Annotated in this window: 15 protein-coding genes and 1 rRNA gene (1 of these 16 cut by a window edge); 12 read left to right on the top strand and 4 right to left on the bottom strand. The window is 51.7% G+C overall.

The genetic code is table 11. The features are described from left to right. Positions 1 to 117 precede the first annotated feature (117 nt). Positions 118 to 1,248 (bottom strand): glycine oxidase ThiO, encoded by a 1,131-nt coding sequence (thiO, locus tag CIG75_RS15155; protein ID WP_094237381.1) that lies wholly within the window; start codon positions 1,246 to 1,248, stop codon positions 118 to 120. Positions 1,249 to 1,263: 15 nt separating this feature from the next. Beyond that, a complete protein-coding gene (gene thiE, locus CIG75_RS15150) occupies positions 1,264 to 1,929 on the bottom strand; it encodes a thiamine phosphate synthase (RefSeq protein WP_094237380.1) in 666 nt (221 codons plus the stop codon). A gap of 266 nt (positions 1,930 to 2,195) precedes the next feature. Here thiE and CIG75_RS15145 point away from each other — a divergent pair, with 266 nt between their 5' ends. From CIG75_RS15145 to CIG75_RS15115, 7 genes are all read left to right on the top strand, one after another. Continuing rightward, entirely contained in the window at positions 2,196 to 3,470 is a 1,275-nt protein-coding gene (locus CIG75_RS15145) for an aKG-HExxH-type peptide beta-hydroxylase (RefSeq protein ID WP_094237379.1), read from the top strand. A 620-nt stretch (positions 3,471 to 4,090) separates the two neighbouring features. Further along, positions 4,091 to 5,302 carry a tetratricopeptide repeat protein gene (locus CIG75_RS15140; protein ID WP_094237378.1) on the top strand — a complete coding sequence of 404 codons (1,212 nt, stop codon included), beginning with the start codon at positions 4,091 to 4,093 and terminating at the stop codon, positions 5,300 to 5,302. Positions 5,303 to 5,316: 14 nt separating this feature from the next. Beyond that, complete coding sequence (locus CIG75_RS15135) at positions 5,317 to 6,525, top strand: MFS transporter (RefSeq protein ID WP_157729578.1); 1,209 nt, start codon at positions 5,317 to 5,319, stop codon at positions 6,523 to 6,525. Positions 6,526 to 6,553: 28 nt separating this feature from the next. Next, entirely contained in the window at positions 6,554 to 7,846 is a 1,293-nt protein-coding gene (locus CIG75_RS15130; protein ID WP_094237376.1) for a CapA family protein, read from the top strand. Between the two features lie 301 nt (positions 7,847 to 8,147). Then, entirely contained in the window at positions 8,148 to 8,582 is a 435-nt protein-coding gene (hepT, locus tag CIG75_RS15125) for a type VII toxin-antitoxin system HepT family RNase toxin (RefSeq protein ID WP_094237375.1), read from the top strand. A 14-nt stretch (positions 8,583 to 8,596) separates the two neighbouring features. After that, entirely contained in the window at positions 8,597 to 9,586 is a 990-nt protein-coding gene (locus CIG75_RS15120) for an ABC transporter ATP-binding protein (RefSeq protein WP_094237374.1), read from the top strand. Next, positions 9,583 to 10,392, top strand: a complete 810-nt coding sequence (locus tag CIG75_RS15115; protein ID WP_094237373.1) for an ABC transporter permease — start codon at positions 9,583 to 9,585, stop codon at positions 10,390 to 10,392. The genes CIG75_RS15120 and CIG75_RS15115 overlap by 4 nt, the downstream gene beginning before the upstream one ends. A gap of 53 nt (positions 10,393 to 10,445) precedes the next feature. Here the strand turns inward: CIG75_RS15115 and CIG75_RS15110 are convergent, their stop codons facing one another. Continuing rightward, positions 10,446 to 11,516 (bottom strand): hypothetical protein, encoded by a 1,071-nt coding sequence (locus tag CIG75_RS15110; RefSeq protein WP_094237372.1) that lies wholly within the window; start codon positions 11,514 to 11,516, stop codon positions 10,446 to 10,448. Positions 11,517 to 11,609: 93 nt separating this feature from the next. On the opposite strand from CIG75_RS15110, the gene CIG75_RS15105 reads away from it, so the two are divergent. Further along, the gene (locus CIG75_RS15105) at positions 11,610 to 12,395 is read left to right on the top strand and encodes an ABC transporter permease (protein ID WP_094237371.1); all 786 of its coding nucleotides are present in this window, start codon (positions 11,610 to 11,612) and stop codon (positions 12,393 to 12,395) included. Between the two features lie 31 nt (positions 12,396 to 12,426). Here the strand turns inward: CIG75_RS15105 and CIG75_RS15100 are convergent, their stop codons facing one another. Further along, positions 12,427 to 13,140 carry a 3D domain-containing protein gene (locus tag CIG75_RS15100; protein WP_094237370.1) on the bottom strand — a complete coding sequence of 238 codons (714 nt, stop codon included), beginning with the start codon at positions 13,138 to 13,140 and terminating at the stop codon, positions 12,427 to 12,429. 145 nt (positions 13,141 to 13,285) lie between these two features. Here CIG75_RS15100 and CIG75_RS15095 point away from each other — a divergent pair, with 145 nt between their 5' ends. The 4 genes from CIG75_RS15095 to CIG75_RS15080 all read left to right on the top strand — a co-directional run. Further along, positions 13,286 to 14,473 (top strand): trans-sulfuration enzyme family protein, encoded by a 1,188-nt coding sequence (locus CIG75_RS15095; protein WP_094237369.1) that lies wholly within the window; start codon positions 13,286 to 13,288, stop codon positions 14,471 to 14,473. Between the two features lie 262 nt (positions 14,474 to 14,735). Next, complete coding sequence (locus CIG75_RS15090) at positions 14,736 to 16,502, top strand: 2-oxoacid:acceptor oxidoreductase subunit alpha (RefSeq protein WP_094237368.1); 1,767 nt, start codon at positions 14,736 to 14,738, stop codon at positions 16,500 to 16,502. Next, on the top strand, positions 16,502 to 17,365 hold the full coding sequence (locus CIG75_RS15085; RefSeq protein WP_094237367.1) for a 2-oxoacid:ferredoxin oxidoreductase subunit beta: 864 nt from the start codon (positions 16,502 to 16,504) through the stop codon (positions 17,363 to 17,365). Before CIG75_RS15090 ends, CIG75_RS15085 begins: the two co-directional genes overlap by 1 nt. A gap of 430 nt (positions 17,366 to 17,795) precedes the next feature. Beyond that, positions 17,796 to 18,313: ribosomal RNA gene (locus CIG75_RS15080) — 16S ribosomal RNA — on the top strand (it continues 1,027 nt past the right edge of the window).

Here is an 18,313-nt window from a genome sequence, read left to right as displayed (position 1 = left end):
CATGACAGCGAGATGGAGCGAGCGTATTTGTGCGAGCAACAGTCTGTGGAGATGAGAATGCATTGGGAATCAAAAAGAGCGCAGCGTCTTGGCTAAAAGACGTGCGCTCTTTTTGTGTTATGAGTGTTGCAATCTAGATAGCGAAAAGGGTTCCAGATCGACCGAAGGCGTTTTGCCTGTGAGCAACTCGGCGATCAGGCGGCCGGTGATCGCTGACAGCAGCACGCCATTTCGGAAATGGCCCGTTGCGACGTAGAGACCTGCGATGCCAGGGACAGAACCGAGAAAGGGCAGACCATCAAGCGAACCGGGCCGCAGTCCGGCCAGCGGAGTGGAAAAGGGCAGATCGCCGAGCGAGGGCAACAGTTGCACCGCTTGCGATGAGAGCGTGGCCAACGAACGAAGGTTGGGGCGACGGTCAAAGCCGGAGCGAGTTTCTTCGGTCGCTCCCACATACACTTGGCCGTTTCGTTTCGGCAGGATGTAGCAGCCATGGGTGTAGATCGTGAATGGCGTCGGCGGAGAATAGGAGTCGAGCAGAAAAGACTGTCCTTTCACGGGAAAGACGGGGAGTTCCAATCCGAGCTGATTGGCGATCAACCCCGACCAGGCCCCTGCGGCGAGGATCACGCGATCGGCACGAATTTCGCTGTCAACCGTCTTGACGCCGACGATCGCTCCGTTGTCCTGGAGGAAGCAGACCATCGCCGAATGTTCCAGAAAACGTGCGCCTAGCCGTTTCGAGGAAGCGGCCAAAGCAAGCAACAGTTGCGGATTGCGCACCTGATGATCGTCTGGCAGATACAGGGCACCATACGTGGGGGACAGTATATCGCCCAGCTCCCCGCGCAACTCTTCGTCTTCAAACCACACGGCACGCTGACCCGCTTCCGTCTGCCAGGATTGTCGGTCGAGCAGCGCCGCGCGGTCTGCTTCATCGACGGCGATGCGGAAGATGCCCGATGTGTGCAGTTCCATGTCGATGCCGGAGAGCTCTAGCAGTTCTTCACGCAGTTTCGGGAACAGGGCGCGGCTTTGGATGCTCAAGTCGAACATCGGGTCGGGCTTCGTCATCTCCACCTGCGCGCCGAGCATGCCTGCGCCGGCTCGGGTGGACTGAGAGCCTAGGGTATCTTTTTCCAGCACGGTCACCTGTACCCCCGCTTTGGCCAGTTCGTATGCAATCGCGCAACCGATCACGCCGCCGCCGACGATCAACGTGTCCGTCTGGTATGAAGTTCCAATCATGATGATGTCCCCTTTCTACTTGCTGCCGGGAAGTGCATGTCGCGGCTGGTGTGAAGAGGCGTCCATTTTCTCGCGCAGTTCCCGCGCGGCACGCTCGGGGTTGCCGTCGGCCATGACTGCCGAGATCACGGCGATGCCTGCTGCTCCGGTCGCCAGCACGTCATCAATATTGTCCGTCGTGATGCCGCCGATCGCCAGCACCGGAATCTGTACCGCTTCCACGACTTGACGCAAAGCATCCAATCCGCGCGGAGGCAACCCGGGCTTAGAACCGGTGGTGAAGACGTGCCCATAGGTCACATAGGTCGCGCCTTGTCGCTCGGCGAGCAGCGCCTCTTCCACGCTGTGTACCGAGCAGCCCGTCCATTTTTCTGACCGCGCAAACAGCGGGCGAGCGGCTGCGATCGGCAGGCTTTTGCCTGCGAGATGAACACCGCTGGCATTGAGTGCCAGGGCCACATCGACCCGGTCATTGATCAAAAGCCGACCGCCTTCCTGCTGAATCAAAGGATGGATCGCCTCACCGAGACGAAACAGATCGAGCGCAGGAGCAGATTTATAGCGAAGTTGAATCACATCAGCGCCGCCTTGTACCGCAAGACGGACGATTGTTTTCAGTTCTTCCACCTGACGAATGCCGTCGGTGATCACATGGAGTTGAAAACGTCGATTGGTCGTCAAACTTGCTACCTACTTTCTACGAATGTACGAGTTTGAAACTGAAACCATTTTAGCACAAGTTTCTAAAGTGCTGGTAAAAGAGATGAACAAATAAAATTAACTGAATATTCCGCGCGTTGTGAGAAAGATGGAATAAAGGAATGAATAAATTCATAGGTAACAGAAAATATTAATAATACTAAAAATAATAAGAAATAATATTGACCTCTATGTTTTATGTACTTATAATGAAGGCAAGTAAAACATTGGAAGCGTGGTGAACATACTTGAATCGAGAGCGAGAATTTACTCTGGAGATCGCCGCTTCAGATGACATTGAACAGAAGCATTACCTTGAAAGCCTCGATAAGGCAATTCCAAGAGTTGCCCCTCGATTGTTGGGAGTGCTCAATGAGGAAGTTGGTTCTAGACATTCTGAGCTGATCAAGAGTTATCTGGAGCTTCCCGAGGCGGTTCGAATGCAAGTGGTAGGTCATCCGTATTTTATCTACTGGTGGCTGAAGCTTGTTGACAGAGTCAAATCAGGGCAAAGTGAGCAGATTGCGGCGTGGTTAGCAGATTTTGGGCGGTTTTTGGTCATCCCATTGCTCAAGAACGGCACATGGGGGAAACAATCAATTGTGCTTCACGTTGTACACAATGAGGTGCGGTTCCCAGGTATTCGCCATCATATTTCCCTAGGCGAAACGCAAGAGACCGAATTGCTCGCCACTTTAGAAGGGGAAGCGCTTGTACTGACGGGCAAATTTTCCGAGTATCGCATTCCGGTAGCAGATCTGCTGTGTGCTGAAGGTGACTCGCAGCACCCAATGCTGAAGTCGAGAAAACGCTCACGATCTGGATTTGAAATCGACGCGACAGACCCTTGGGTAGGGAATTTGTTCGCCGCCTTTAATAGTCGACCTCCATTAGAAGGATATGGGTCATACGATTTTGAATCGATGGACGATTTTTCAACAGAGTACATGGAACATTTCGAATATTCCTTCGAATTATTGAAAGAAGTTTGGCCGGATCTATGGAAAGAGGCAACGCGCTATGTAAAGTTGATCGTACCGTATAAAAGCAGTTGGTCGTCCACTTTTACAGATTCAGTGTTCATGGGCGCTGTATTTATGTCCCAGACCCTAAAGCCCTTTGCAGATCGTATGTATACCGCGGAGCATTTCCTCCACGAAGCGTCCCATTTGCGATTAACGATCATTATGGGATCAGACCGTCTGTTCACGGAGAAGGCAGAGCAAGGACTATACACTTCACCGTTTCGACGCGACCCAAGGCCACTTCGCGGAATCTTCCATGGTGCATTCGTGTTTGCGAGAATCGCTGAATTTTGTGCGAGAGGCTACCGGGTGTCTAAAGAGATTGCCTACCTCCAACGGTTGGAAAAAGTTCTGATACAGCTTGACGGGGCCTTGCAAGTTCTCAATGAACACGCAACTTTTACAGATCGTGGGCAGAGATTGATGGGGGAGATGTCTGAGATCGTCTTGCGTTATCGTGAAGAATATCGATTCTCTACTGCTCCACAAGTTTCTTGAAAGGAGGTGAATCAAAATGGAAACGAACAACATCGTTGCAACTGAGCAAGAACTCAATGCAGAGTTCGGGATCGTGATGGGGATGGATGAAGGTCAATACTGTGACTAATTTGACTTGGTGTAGATCAAGAAGAGAAGGAGGTGAGTCGAAGATGGAAACCAACAATATCGTTGCAACCGAGCAAGAACTCAACGCAGAATTCGGGATCGTGATGGGGATGGATGAAGGTCAATACTGTGACTAATTTGACTTAGCATAGAGAAAGAAAAGGAGGAGGTGAGTCGAAGATGGAAACCAACAATATCGTTGCAACCGAGCAAGAACTCAACGCAGAGTTCGGGATCGTGATGGGGATGGATGAGGGTCAATACTGTGACTAATTTGTCTTGGCGTAGATCAAGAAGAGAAGGAGGTGAATCGACAATGGAAACCAACAACATCGTTGCAACTGAGCAAGAACTCAACGCAGAGTTCGGGATCGTGATGGGGATGGACGAAGGTCAATACTGTGACTAATCTTGTGGAACTGCAAATACCGAGTGCTAAGCATCCTGTACATTTGTCAGGGTGCTTGGCGTTTTCTTAACTTATTATTGATTTGAAGGGGAGGGAGGAGTTGATGATTTTATCATCTTCTGATAAGTATATAATGAACTGTCTACAGCCTTATTTCAACCTTGGAGCAGTTGAAGGGGATAAGGGACCGATTCATGCACTTTCGTTAGTCAAACTGGGCCAGAATCTGCTGCATCATGCTCATGTATCAGCGATTCCGCATCAATTAAACACACTTTCCGTTTTTCGGTCAATGTTACACGAACTTTACCCCCAGGATGTAGTCATCCAATCACCACATGAACTTCCTGAATCGTTGCGGACTGACGCTTGGCAAAGGTTGTGCGATCTTCTTGATCGTTGGGATAACTTAAACGCAGTCGAAAAAGACAACACAGTGTTGGTGTTGTGCCGTCTTGGCTTTTACCAAACCGTTCTGGATTATGTAGATCCGATTGAGGATCAAGAAATTGCAAAAGATCCGACGATGGCGCGCTTGGCGCGCAGGTACGCGAATGCGCTGGGCAAACGAGTAAATCGGCAAGTATCGATCGATCTCTATAAAAAAATCGTTCGACTCACACCTGTGGAAAGCCCTGAGCGGTTTGCTGCGATTACCCAGTTGATCGTTTATTATTCGAAACAAAACGAGATCGCACAAGTTCAGGAATGGTGTGAACTAGGCGATCATGCGCTTCACTATCGAACTCCGGCAGTTGATCCTGTTGAAACTCTCTTGGTTAGCATGTATTATCGTGCCTCCAGTTTCTTGCCTTTCCTCAAAGGAGATCGAGCAGAGACAGTTCGAATCTTAGATCTGGCAATGGAACTGGGCCAGCAAATTCCAGCGGAGGATACCAGATATCAACAGATGTATCGGGAAAACATGTTTCCGTTGTTGGAGACGCGGGCGAGAGAGGCGAAATGGCTAGGTGATACCGAATTGGCATTTGAAAGAACACGGAGACTTGTCGAACATGATCCGTATGATCCGAAAACCCATTTAAGGCTTGGGAAGCTACTACTCGAGCAAAATCGGATCGTGGAAGCGTTGGCTTCATATCGTCACTCTGCTGAATTAGGTTTTCCGCTGACTCCGCTCGCTTGGTTTATGACAGGTCAATGCTATGAATTGCTTCAAGAACCAGAAGCTGCGCTTCAAGCGTACCAAAATTCTGTTCAGTTTAGTCCGACAGGCGGTGGTCAGGCCGCTTTAAAACGAATCGCGTTCCTTGCGAAATCTTTGAATAAGCCGGAAACATATTTCTTTCTATGAAGAAGGTGTTGCAAATGTGGAGAAATAAAAATCTATGGATATTGATCACAGGTGTGCTGGGGGCTGAGTTGGGGCTTTGGATGGGGCTGATCGGCAATTTGGAATTTTTGCAAACTCATGTCGCCTCACATGCGCTACAAGCTTTGCTACTGATCTCAGGTCCTGTGGTTGCTCTCTTGATCGCCCCTTATGCCGGATCGGCGGTCGATCGCTATGATAAAAAGAAAATCCTGCTTGTAACAGGGGCGGTTCGCATCATTGGAGTAGGGAGCATGTTCCTCGCGATGTGGTCCGGATCGGTTTCCTTAATGGTTGTTTACAGTTTGTGTATCGCGTGCTCCGCAGGGTTTTACATTCCGGCAGTCAGAGCGCTAATACCGAGAGTGACAGACAAGGAGCATTTGATGCAGGCAAACGCCCTGTATTTTAACGTATTGACAACAGCAAGGATTGTAGGAACGGTGTTGGCCGGTACTTTGTTGACAATTTTATCTTTAGAAATGTTGTATAGCTGTGCGATCATCGGATATTCTCTGCTTTTGCTCTTCACGTTGTTTTTGCGAGTACAAGAATCCACACGGCAGAGGGAGCCGAATCAAAAGAAAAGTCGCGGGACGTTTCGCGAGGTGTTACCAGTGATTTCTGGAAATTCCCTCGTAAAACTGGTGATGATCAGTCAGGTTATCCCGATGATTTTTATTGGCGGATTCAACCTGATCGTCATGGAGATCAGCGTCTTACAGGGCGACCCGACGATCAAAGGATATTTGTATGCGATTGAAGGAATTGCACTCATCTTAATCGGGTTCTTTGGAAAGCGACTGGCTCAGGGACGAAATGTCACCGTGCTGATCGGTGTCATTTGTTCGGTTGTTGGCCTTTCACAATTGTTATTGTTCTTTGCCCATAGTCATTGGATTACGATGCTCTCCTTCGCATTATTCGGGATGGCGTCTGGCATTTATTTTCCGTTGATCAATACGATTTTTCAACAAAACATTCCAGAAGAATTTCACGGACGCTTTTTTTCATTTTCCAACATGTTGGAACGGGTCGTCATGAATTGCACGATTCTACTCATCGGTGTGTTATTTGACTGGGTTGGTTTGGAATTGGCGCTAGCAGGTATCGGGGTGTCTGCCCTTTTGCTGACCGCTCTTTTAACGTTGCGCATGAAAAGATACGCGGGTACTGACATGAAGCAAACGTCGGCCGTTACCTAAACAACTGTAGGTAAACGAGGAGGATCGCATGGAGAAGGAAATTAGAATTATGGCGACTGGAGATAGTTTTATTGCGCAGAGACTTGCTTGCGAGAGTACTAACCTGGATCAGGTGCGAACACTGCTCAACCAAGCAGATGTGCGATTTACCAATTTGGAAGTGACGATTCATGACTATGATGTATATCCTTCGGCGGTCAGCGGAGGAACTTGGGCTGCGGCACGTCCTGCGGTGCTGAAAGACTTGAGGTGGTTAGGGTTTAATCTGATGGCATGTGCCAACAACCACACCCTTGACTGGTCTCACCATGGTCTGTTGAAGACGCTTGAACATTTAGAGCGGGAAGACTGGATTTATGCAGGTGTGGGGCGCAACTTGACGGAGGCGAATCAGCCAAAGTTTTTTGAGACCAAGCACGGTCGTGTTGCCTTAGTTGCGGTTACTAGTACCGTTCCGGACTGGCATTTGGCTGGGGAGCAGCGTCCTGACCTGCTCGGGCGACCTGGTGTGAATGCGCTACGATACCGTTCAACACACTACGTCTCGAAACAAGACTTCGCGCAACTGAAACGTACCCTTCTAACAATGGAAGGGAATGCACAGAGGATGATTCAACTTTCTCATAGTGATGAGGAACTCAGTTTGGGAGATTTATCGTTTCGGGAAGGTGTTGCGGGACGTACCGAAACTGTGATGAATCAAAAAGATGCAAAAAGGATTGGGCATTCGATTCGTTCCGCAGCGCAACAAGCTGATGTTGTGCTGGTCAGCCATCATGCTCATGAGAAGAAAGGGGAGTCAAGTGAGCAACCAGCCGATTTTCTTCAGGAGTTTGCCCGCTTTTGTATCGACCAAGGAGCGCACGCCTATTTGGGGCATGGGCCGCATGTGCTACGAGGGATTGAGGTTTATAAAAATGCACCAATCTTTTATAGTTTGGGCAACTTCATTTTTCAGAATGAAACGGTTGAAAAACAGCCTTCTGAATTTTTTGATCGATATGGGTTAGGTGCTGAGCATGTTCCTATGGATGCCTATTTGGCTAGAAGTGATCACGGAACAAAAGGCTTGTCGGTGATGCGGGACAATTATCTTTCGGTCATTGCTTCTATTGTTATGGAAGCAGGAGCGCTGAAAACGATTGAGCTACACCCCGTTTCGTTAGGCTTTGATTTACCGCGCTCAAGAAAGGGGGTCCCGGCCCTAGCCGATTGGCAAGAGAAAGAGGAGATCTTGGACAAACTACAGCATCTGTCGCAGCAGTTCGGGACAACTCTTCACAAACAAAATGGGATTGGGATTATCGAGGTTGGACGATGAAAACCTGCACGATCAAAGGGATCTGGGACCATTCATATCAACGAGAGTCTTGCAAAAGCGCAAAATTATTGAATAAATCGTTTATCGGGAGTATGCAGTTTTCCTTGGCTAGTAAAAGAGCGTCATCGGTCGAGTCGTGACCATGCGCTCTTTTATATTTTTATGGAAAATTCATTGAAGGGCGACTTTTGCCATCCACATAGTATTTATTGTGTGATGTGCGGACGTGGACTCGATCGGCATTTATAGGTACAATGAAGATAGGATAACTTTGTTTTTTATCAGAGGGGGTTACATATCCATGTTCATCACAGATCAACATCGCACACAGATTCGCAGGTTTTTGGAAGTGATGGAGGGGCAGTCCCAAATTCTCTGCACAATTAAAGAGCACACTCCCGATGAGTTTCAAACGCAGCCTGTGCTGCAAGCGGCCGCGGAACGCGCTTTACATATTGCTTTGGAATGTCTTACCGACATCGGCAACATCATCATCGATGCGCTGGTCATGCGCGACGCGGCGAGCTATGAAGACATCTTCTTGATTTTGACGGAAGAAGGCGTGTTTGAAAAAGAGTTTGCCGAGCATTTTGTAAAAGCGGTGCGCTTCCGTAAAACACTGGTGCACGACTACCTCGATCTGACCCATGAGCATGTCTTTCGCGTGGTGCAGGAGCATGCGGAGGATTTTGCAACGGTTAAGACTTCGATCGCCAAGTACGTGCAGCTTACGTAGAACGCAGGTGAGCGATGAAGCCGAACAACGGAATCACAGTCGAACACCTGAGCAAGCATTTCAAAGTCCATGAGCGTGAGGCTGGCCTCAGCGGTGCGTGGAGATCCCTGTTCAACCGCAAGTTCCGCATGGTCGAGGCGGTCGATGACATCTCCTTCTCGATCGAGCCGGGCGAGATCGTCGGCTTCCTCGGCCCGAACGGCGCTGGCAAGACGACGACGATGAAGATGCTCACCGGGCTGCTGCACCCGTCCGGCGGCCGCGTGCAAGTGGGCGGCTATGTCCCGTTTGAGCAAAAAGCGGACTTCAAGCGCCGCATCACCCTCGTCATGGGGCAGAAGTCGCAGCTGATCTGGGACTTGCCCGCTTCGGAGACCTTTCTGGTCAACCAGGCGATCTACGAGATTCCTGATCACCAGTTCAAGGAGATCCTGGGCGAGCTGACCGACCTGCTCGATCTCACGCCGCTCTTGAAAAAGCCGGTGCGCAACCTGTCGCTGGGCGAGCGGATGAAATGCGAGCTGGCCGCGTCGCTATTGCATCGGCCGGACATCGTGTTTTTGGACGAGCCGACGATCGGGCTTGATGTCAACATGCAGGAAGCGGTGCGCAGGTTCATCCAACAGTACAATGAGCGCTTCAAGGCCACCTTCCTGCTGACTTCGCACTATATGGCGGACGTGACGGCGCTCTGCAAGCGGGTGATCATCATTAACCACGGCAAGATCCTGTTCGACGGCGATTTGGGGCGGCTGGCGACGACGCTGGCTCCGTACAAAGTGGCCAAGCTCGTCTTGTCCGAACCGGTGGCGCAGGGTGTGTTGGAAACCTACGGCGAAGTGCTGCACAGCGACAACCTGCAAGTCTCGATCAAACTGCCGCGGGCGGATGTATCGGCGCGGTCGGCCCAGATTTTGGCGCAGCTGCCGGTGCAGGATTTCACGGTCGAAGATCCGTCGATGGAAGATGTGATCGGACTGGCGTTTGCGAGGTCGAGAGCGTGAGCGCGGCGCAGCGGATGTTTTGCGTCTACGTCCGGATGATGAAAGTGCATTGGGCGATTCTGCTGGAATATCGGGGCGATACGTTTTTCTATATGCTCGGCTCTGTGATCTCTCCGCTCGTGACGCTGGCCGTCTGGCTGACGATCTCGGAAAACGGTGCGATCGGCAGCTACAGCCAGCAGGATTTTATACTCTATTTTTTAGCGGTACTGTTCGTCTCCAGACTGGCCGCACATTGGGAACCGTGGGAGCTGGAGGAGCGCATGAGGGACGGTTCGTTGTCCAATTATCTGTTGCGTCCGTCGGCGTATTTTCACTGGCGCTTTGCGGAAAACCTGGTGTACAAGCTGTTTTACGGGGTGCTGATGGTGGCTGCGTGGGCGCTCTGCTGGCCGTTTTTTGAAGTGGTGCGCATCCCGCTGGAGCCAGGATTCCTCGCTGTCTTTTGCTCGTCGGTGCTCTTGGCGGTGATGATCCGCTACATGATGGGCTTTTGCCTGTCCTTGCTCGCGTTTTGGACGACGCGGATGATGGCGATTTTTAACCTTGTCATGCTCGCCGACCAGTTCATCTCCGGGCGGATCGCGCCGTATGCGCTGCTGCCGGAGTGGGTGCAGCAGGTGTCGAGCTATTTGCCGTTCTACTGGACGATGGGATTCCCGGTCGATGTGATCACCGGGAAGATAAGCGGCGGGGACGTGTGGTTTGGCCTTGGCGTTCAGGCGTTCTGGCAAGTGCTGTTCATCGTGCTGTACTTTTGGATGTGGAACCGCGGCATGAAGAAGTACAGCGCAGTGGGAGGCTGAGGAAAAGAAATGGCGGTTCACTGCTCTGAAGAGCGCGAACCGCCTGTACAGGCTCAGATCAGGGAGCGGTTGTTGTGGCCGACAAGCCGCAGCGTGCCGTCGGACAGGAATTGTAGCCGCACGTCACCGCGTCCGTTGCCGCCAAACTGCGTCCCCGTCACGTCCATCGTCGGGACGTTGCCGACCCCGATGTGCAGGTGGAAGCCTCTTTCATTGTTGTTGTAGGCGTCGATCCGCTCTTGGATGCGGGCGAGCGTGTCCGTTGTGAGATTCCCGTGGCGAGCGAGGTCGTTGATCGCGTACGTGCGCTGAGGCCGTGTAGTTCCCCGACGTTCGGTTGTGGCGACGGTGACGGGCGCATCGGTGGTGGTCTGGTCGGAGATTTCTTTCACGACCTCCTTAATGTAGTCCAGCAAGGTCGTACTGCCTTCGTCGTCGATGGTGTAATCGTTGCCGATCATGCGCAACAGGCTTTCGTGAACCCGCGTGAAATAGGTCTCATCTTTTTCTTCCTTTTGCCGCTTTTTCTTACTCAGTTCCTGCTCGACCCGGAATTTCAATTCTTTGCGGGTCAGTTCTTGAATCGGCGGCTTGGTCGGGCGCTGCGGCTCGATGCGGGTTGTGGTGATGGAAGTCGACGGTTCATGACGGGACGACAGATCACTGAGTGGCTCGGTCAGCGTAGGCGACTGAACGGTGGTTGTAGAGGGGGGAGTTGCTGTTCTGCCTTTGCCGCTTTTTTTCGGCACTTGTTTCGGCCGCTCTTCCCAGATGTCCAGCTCGGAGTTCAGGAACGACGGCAGGTAGGAGTACTTCCAGCGCTTGTCCCCGGTCTTTTGATACCTGCTTTGTTCCGAGTCCAGCGGGTGGTCGGTCTTTCCTTGCCACGTGACGGCGTTGTTCCGGCGCAGCCACCAGCCTTGAATCGGGGGTTGTGAACGGTCGGGCGGATGTGCGGTGCGGGATTTGAGCAGCTGCATCGTGGCGCGATTGCCGATCGTCTGCTGGAGCTGGGTGATGCGGGAAGCAGGCAAGGGGGACGAGACTTGACTGGGCGACGAAGCTGGGGCAGGGCGAGACGTGTTCGCTTGCTTCTTGCGCTGTTTTGGAATCTGCGTTTTCAAAAGTGATTCCCCCATCGAGATATAATTCTGCTAATTTCCACATGCGATTCTGATGTCCCTGCTGTGAGGGAGCTATTTTTGAGGAGGGCGACCGTGAAATACGTTCGATTGCTGAAAGAGTTCATTCGCGCCGCTGTCGTCGAGGAATTTGAGTACCGGTCGAATTTCTTCGCCAACGTGCTGGGGACGGTGTCCGGGCTGTTTTTTGCGCTGCTCACCCTGCAGGTGTTCTTCTTGCAGACCGAACAGATCGGCGGGTGGTCGTTTGAGCAGGTTCTGGTGCTGCTGGGGGTATTTAACGCGCTGAGCGGCGTCGTGAGCATGGTGCTGCGCCCGAACATAGGACGAATCGTGCAGCATATCAGAAAAGGAACGCTCGATTTCATTTTGACCAAACCGGTCGACAGCCAGTTCTTCATCTCGTTTCGGCACATCGTCTTCTGGCCGGTCAGCGATGTGCTGGTCGGCTTTGGGATGATCATATACGGGGGCTGGAAGATGGGTGTGGCGATGTCGCTGTTCAGCGTGCTCTGGTTCCTTGTCATCTTTTTGGCCGCGGTCGTCACGCTGTATTCGCTTTGGTTTTTGATGATGACGTTATCGTTTTGGTTTGTGAAAGTGGAGAATTTGACTCTGGTGTTTACCTCGCTGTTCGAGACGGCGCGCTTTCCGGTACAGGTCTACAAAGGTTGGCTGCGCGTGCTGCTGACGTACCTGTTTCCGGTCGCCGTGCTGACCACCTTTCCAGCGGCGGCGTTTACGGGCGGGCTGAGCGGACGCGAGGCGCTGATCTCGCTTTTGATGGCTGGGGGACTGCTCGTGCTGTCGAGGCTGTTTTGGAAGACCGCCTTGCGCAATTACCAGTCGGCGAGCAGTTGAGGCTGGAGTCGGGCAGGGAAAAAGGGAGTCTTTACGACTCCCCTTTTGGCCCTTCTTCCAAGATGTAGACCGTTACGTTGTCTTTGACGCCAAATGTCTGTGCATAGTGATCATCGTTGTAGAAGACGTCGATGTGATTGCCGATCACAGCGCCGCCGGTGTCTTCTGCATACCGCACGCCAATTCCCGGGATGTACACCACGCTGTGCATCGGTATGACGGAAGGGTCGATAGCGATCGTCAAGCCTTCTTTGGCCAAGCGGCCGCTGGCGGTGACCCCGTAGCCCGGATCGCCGGGATGCTTCCCGGTCGACGCGAAGGAGTTGGTGTAAGCGGTGAGTTTGCAGGGCATCTTTCTACTATAGAGGTTCGGCTCACCGGATGAGGAGAGAACCATCTTATCGGCAGTTTGTGCCAGTTCTTCGCGAGACTTCGCTTTTATTACGGTGTTCGTCGGCACACGAAGCACAGCTCCGACTTTCAAGTTGTCCGGGTTTACGTCGGGGTTGCGGTTGACGATGTGCTCGATCGTCGTGTTGTAGCGTCCTGCGAGCGCATAGAGCGTGTCCCCCGTCTGCACGGTGTGCTCGACGAGCGGCGGTGTTTGGTTTGCTGCCTGCGCGACAGTAAGAGTTGGAGCCGGAAGAGCTGGCGTCGCCTGTTCCGCCTCGCTTGCGGGATGGCCGCTGGTAACCAGCAACAGGATTGCGGTCAAAACGGCCATCACCATACTTCGTGGTTGCATGGCAATGTGTCACTCCATTCGAAGTGTATGTTTTTAAAACTTTTGTTAGCTTGCCCACCGTCCAAAACGGCTATGCGGGCAACAGGCAATTTTTGTTGAAGAGTGTCAGTTATTTCCGAGGAAATAGTCGAAAGGGGAAGTCGAGATGAAAAAGCACGATTTTAGCAAACTGGGGTATTCGACGCGAATTTTGCATGCGGGGCATAAAGTGGACCCGACGACCGGATCGCATACGATGCCGATCTATCAGACTTCGACGTTCGTGTTTGAAGATGCCGATCAAGGTGCGGCGCGCTTTAGCGGTACCGATCCAGGTTATAAATACAGCCGTCTGGGCAATCCGAACACAGATGCGTTGGCGGAGAAGATCGCTGCGTTGGAAAATGCGGAGGCGGGTCTGTGCTTCGGCTCGGGGATGGCTGCGATTTCAACTGTAATGTTCCATTTGGTGAAAACGGGCGACCATGTGGTGGCTGCCGATGCGCTGTATGGCGCGACGTTTGCGCTGTTTGAGAAGACGTTGAAAAACAAATACGGTGTGGAGATCGATTGGGTGGATACCTCCGATGTTGAGAAAGTAAAAGCTGCAATCAAGCCGAACACCCGTGTCATCTATTTGGAGACGCCAGCCAATCCGACGATGAAAATGGCCGACATCGCAGCGATTGCAGAATTGACCAAAGGCACGGAGATCAAAGTGGTGGTCGATAACACCTTCATGTCCCCGTACTTCCAGCGTCCGATCGACCTCGGGGCGCATGTGTCGATCCACTCTGCGACCAAATATATCGGCGGTCATGGCGACGTGGTCGGTGGGATCGCTGTCGGGTATGCGAATATCATCAAGCCGCTGTTTGCCGATCTGAAAGAGATCGGGCCGATCATGGGGCCGTTCGATGCGTTTCTGCTGAACCGCGGGGTGCGCACCTTGGCGCTGCGGATGGAGAAGCACAACGAAAATGCGCTCAAAGTGGCCGAGTTTTTGGAAGGGCATCCGGAAGTGGAAGCGGTCTACTACCCAGGTCTGAAAAGTCATCCACAGTATGAGCTGGCGAAAAAGCAAATGAGCGGTTTCGGTGGAACATTGTCGTTCGAGGTGAAATCGTTCGAAAAAGGTAAGAAGCTGATGAACAGTGTGAAACTGGCTCATCTTGCTGTCTCGCTCGGCGATGTGCACACGTTGATTCAACATCCGGCTTCGATGACACATGCGATCATGCCGAAAGCAGAACGAGAAGCTTCTGGTGTAACAGACGGCTTGATTCGTCTGTCGGTCGGTATTGAAGATGTGGAAGACATCATCGCCGATCTGGATCAAGCGCTGCGGGCGTAACTTGTGATCGAACAAATGCTAGAAAAGACCTCGGCTTTGCAGCTGGGGTCTTTTTGTTTTTAACACAGTAATACAGATCGATTTTTAGGATGATACGCCGTGACTAATCAGTACAAAGATGGACGAAAGTATCAAATTCTCTTTTTTTGTGTACTAGCCTATTCTATTTTTGCTAAAGTGTTGATACAATGGAACAGATGCTGTCTCTTCACTGATACAGGGTTGTTATCCATAAAGTTTGTATAAACAGGGGTGAACCATCGTGATTAAAGATTTAGGCTGGAAAGTAGGCGGCGCACAAGGCGAAGGCATCGACTCCACTCAGGATATCTTTGCACTGTCGTTGTTCCGTCTCGGTTATTATGTTTCCACGTATCGTCACTTCATGTCTTTGATCAAGGGCGGTCATACGAACGGTAAAGTTCGCATCACGTCCGAAATCACTGGGCATCATGGCGACGATCTCCACATTTTGTTGGCGTTTGACCAAGAGACGATCAACCACAACTTCCACGAACTGATCGATGGCGGCGTGTTGATCTATGACACCGCGATCAAAGATGCAACAGTACCGGAAAACGATAAAGTCAACATCTGTCCGGTTCCGCTCACTGAAATTGCAAAAGAAGCTGGCTCCCCGATCATGAAAAACATGGTCTCGATGGGTGTGACGGCTGCGATCATCGGCCTGACTCCGGACGATTTCCGTTCGGTTGTCGTTGACAAGTTTGGCGGCAAAGGCGACGAGATTGTCGACAGCAACATCGCTGCGATTCAAAAAGGGTTCGATTTCGCAAAAGAGAACTTCTCTGCGACCATCGAATTGCCGGCTCGTCCGGAACTGAAATCGGAGCGCCTTTACATCTCTGGTAACGACGCGGTATCGCTTGGTGCAATCGCAGGCGGCTGCCGTCTGCTCGCTCAATACCCGATCACTCCGGCGACCGAAGTTATGTACCAGATCATCAAGCAATTCCCGCAAGTTGGCGGTACTGTCGTTCAGGCAGAAGACGAAATCGCTGCGGTGATGATGTCGATCGGTGCTAACTACACCGGTGTGCGCTCGATGACTGCTACTTCCGGCCCGGGCTTGTCGCTGATGATGGAAGCGCTCGGTCTGGCTGGTATCTCTGAAACGCCGCTCGTCATCATCGACGTACAACGTTCTGGCCCGTCCACCGGCCTGCCAACCAAGACGGAGCAATCGGATTTGTACACGATGATGTATGGTTCGCACGGTGAAATTCCGCGCATTGTACTGACTCCGCGCAACGTGGAAGAGTGCTTCTTCTTCACGATGGAAGCGTTTAACTTGGCGGAGAAATACCAATGCCCGGTTATCGTGGCTACCGACCTGTACATGGGTATGAACAAACAAACGGTCGCATCGATCGACTTCGATAAATTCAAAATCAACCGTGGCAAGCTGATCTCTGATGAGCAGCTCGCTGAGTTGGAAAAAGGCGCATTCAAGCGCTTTGACGTCACCCCTGAAGACGGCGTTTCTTTCCGCTCGATTCCGGGACAAAAGAACGGCCGTTTCGTTGCGATGGGTAACGAACATGACGAAGTGGGCGTGGAAATGGAAGAGCCGGAACTGCGCGTGAAGCAAATGGATAAGCGTGCGAAGAAACTGGTGAACTTCAACGACGTTGCAGGCGCAACTTATGTCGGTGCTGAAAACGCAGAACTGCTGCTCGTTGATTTCGGTTCGATGACCGGTCCGCAGCGTGAAGTGTATGAAGAGTTGGCTGCTGAAGGTGTGAGCGTCGGTCATCTGAGCATCGCTCGCTTGCTGCCGTTCCCGACCGAAGAGATCAAAGGGTACATCAACAACGCCAAGAAAGTTCTCGTCACTGAGATGAACTCGACTGGTCAGTTGAAGAATCAATTGAAACAGTTCATCAACGGCGATCACAACAAATTTGAGTCCTGCCTGAAGTACAGCGGTGATCCGTTCCTCGTGAACGAGATCTATGCGAAGGCGAAGGCGCTCGCGGACAGCTTGAAGAAAGAGGTGACTCTCTAATGGCAACAATCGTTGATTTCCGTGCTGAAAAACCGAACTGGTGCCCAGGTTGCGGTGACTTCACCGTTCTGGCTGCTCTGCAAAAGGCAGCGGTTAACATCGGTCTTGAGCCGGAGGAAATGGTGACCGTTTCCGGGATCGGTTGCTCTGGTAAACTTTCCCAATACATGGGTTCTTTCGGTTTCCACTCTCTGCATGGTCGCTCCTTGCCGGTTGCGACGGCAGTGAAACTTGCGAACCGTGACCTGACCGTAGTTGCTGCAGGCGGCGACGGTGACGGTTATGGGATCGGTATGGGTCACTTTATCCATGCGATGCGCCGTAACATCGACATCACGTATTTGGTAATGGACAACCACATCTACGGTTTGACTACCGGTCAGACTTCCCCGACTTCCGATAAAGGGTCGAAAACCAAAACCGCTCCGGAAGGTGCTGTCGAAGAGCCGGTACATCCGCTGCAAATGGCGATCATGGCTGGATGTGGATTTGTTGCACAAGGGTACTCCGGTAACCTGAAGCAACTGACCGAATTGATCGAAAAAGGGATCCAACACCGTGGATTCTCCCTGATCAACATCTATTCCCCGTGCGTTACTTTCAATAAAGTAAACACATACGACTACTACAAAGCCAACCTGGTCAATGTAGACGACGATGCAAGCTATGACAAAACGGACCGTTTTGCTGCGATCCGCAAGATCGAGGAAGCTGAAGAAAATGTAACGGGCATCCTCTACCATGATCCGAGCAAGCAAGCGTACGACGAAGTTCTGCGCGGCTATCCGGAGCAAGCGATCGCGAAAAACGATCTCAAGTTCACTCGTGAACAGTGGGAAAAGCTCGCAGTTCAATTCAAATAAGGTTGTTTTCGAAAGGCTCCCGCAATGCGGGGGCCTTTTGTTTGTTAGGATTTTGTGCTGCTGAAAAAGGTTGTAACGGCAGAGGGATTGCCTTGAACTTGAATTTCGACATGATCTAAAATGGCTGACGGATTGGTGAGTGAGTACGCCAAGCAATACTGTGCATTTTAGAGAATGAGAGGAGTGTTGTTGTTTGGAGTAACGAGGAGGATTGATTTGTTTGCGTTTGTCCAAGTCTTGAGATTGGTGTCTGAGCGCAGGCGTGATAAGATAGTTCCTGTCGCCGCGGATGAGACATCGGACGAAGCACACATTCTACCAGTTGATTTGCTGGCGGCGATATGATATTCTATATAACGTTGTTGATCCTTGAAAACTAAACGAGTGTTACAGAGATCTGATGCGAGTCAAGATACAAACTTTTTCAACTTTTATTGAGAGTTTGATCCTGGCTCAGGACGAACGCTGGCGGCGTGCCTAATACATGCAAGTCGAGCGGACCGGAGGGAGCTTGCTCCCAAAGGTTAGCGGCGGACGGGTGAGTAACACGTGGGCAATCTGCCCGACAGACTGGGATAACGCTTGGAAACGAGTGCTAATACCGGATAAGCGATTCCCTCGCATGAGGGGATCGAGAAAGAAGCTTTCGCTTCACTGTCGGATGAGCCCGCGGCGCATTAGCTAGTTGGTGAGGTAACGGCTCACCAAGGCGACGATGCGTAGCCGACCTGAGAGGGTGATCGGCCACACTGGGACTGAGACACGGCCCAGACTCCTACGGGAGGCAGCAGTAGGGAATCTTCCACAATGGGCGCAAGCCTGATGGAGCAACGCCGCGTGAATGATGAAGGCCTTCGGGTTGTAAAATTCTGTCTTCTGTGAAGAACAAGTGTGAGAAGGGAATGCTCACACCCTGACGGTAACAGAGGAGGAAGCCCCGGCTAACTA

The organism is Tumebacillus algifaecis (genome assembly GCF_002243515.1).
In the GTDB taxonomy this organism is placed as follows: Bacteria; Bacillota; Bacilli; order Tumebacillales; family Tumebacillaceae; genus Tumebacillus_A; species Tumebacillus_A algifaecis.
Note: the sequence above shows the minus strand (reverse complement) of the source record. Positions and strands in the feature narration are given on the sequence as shown.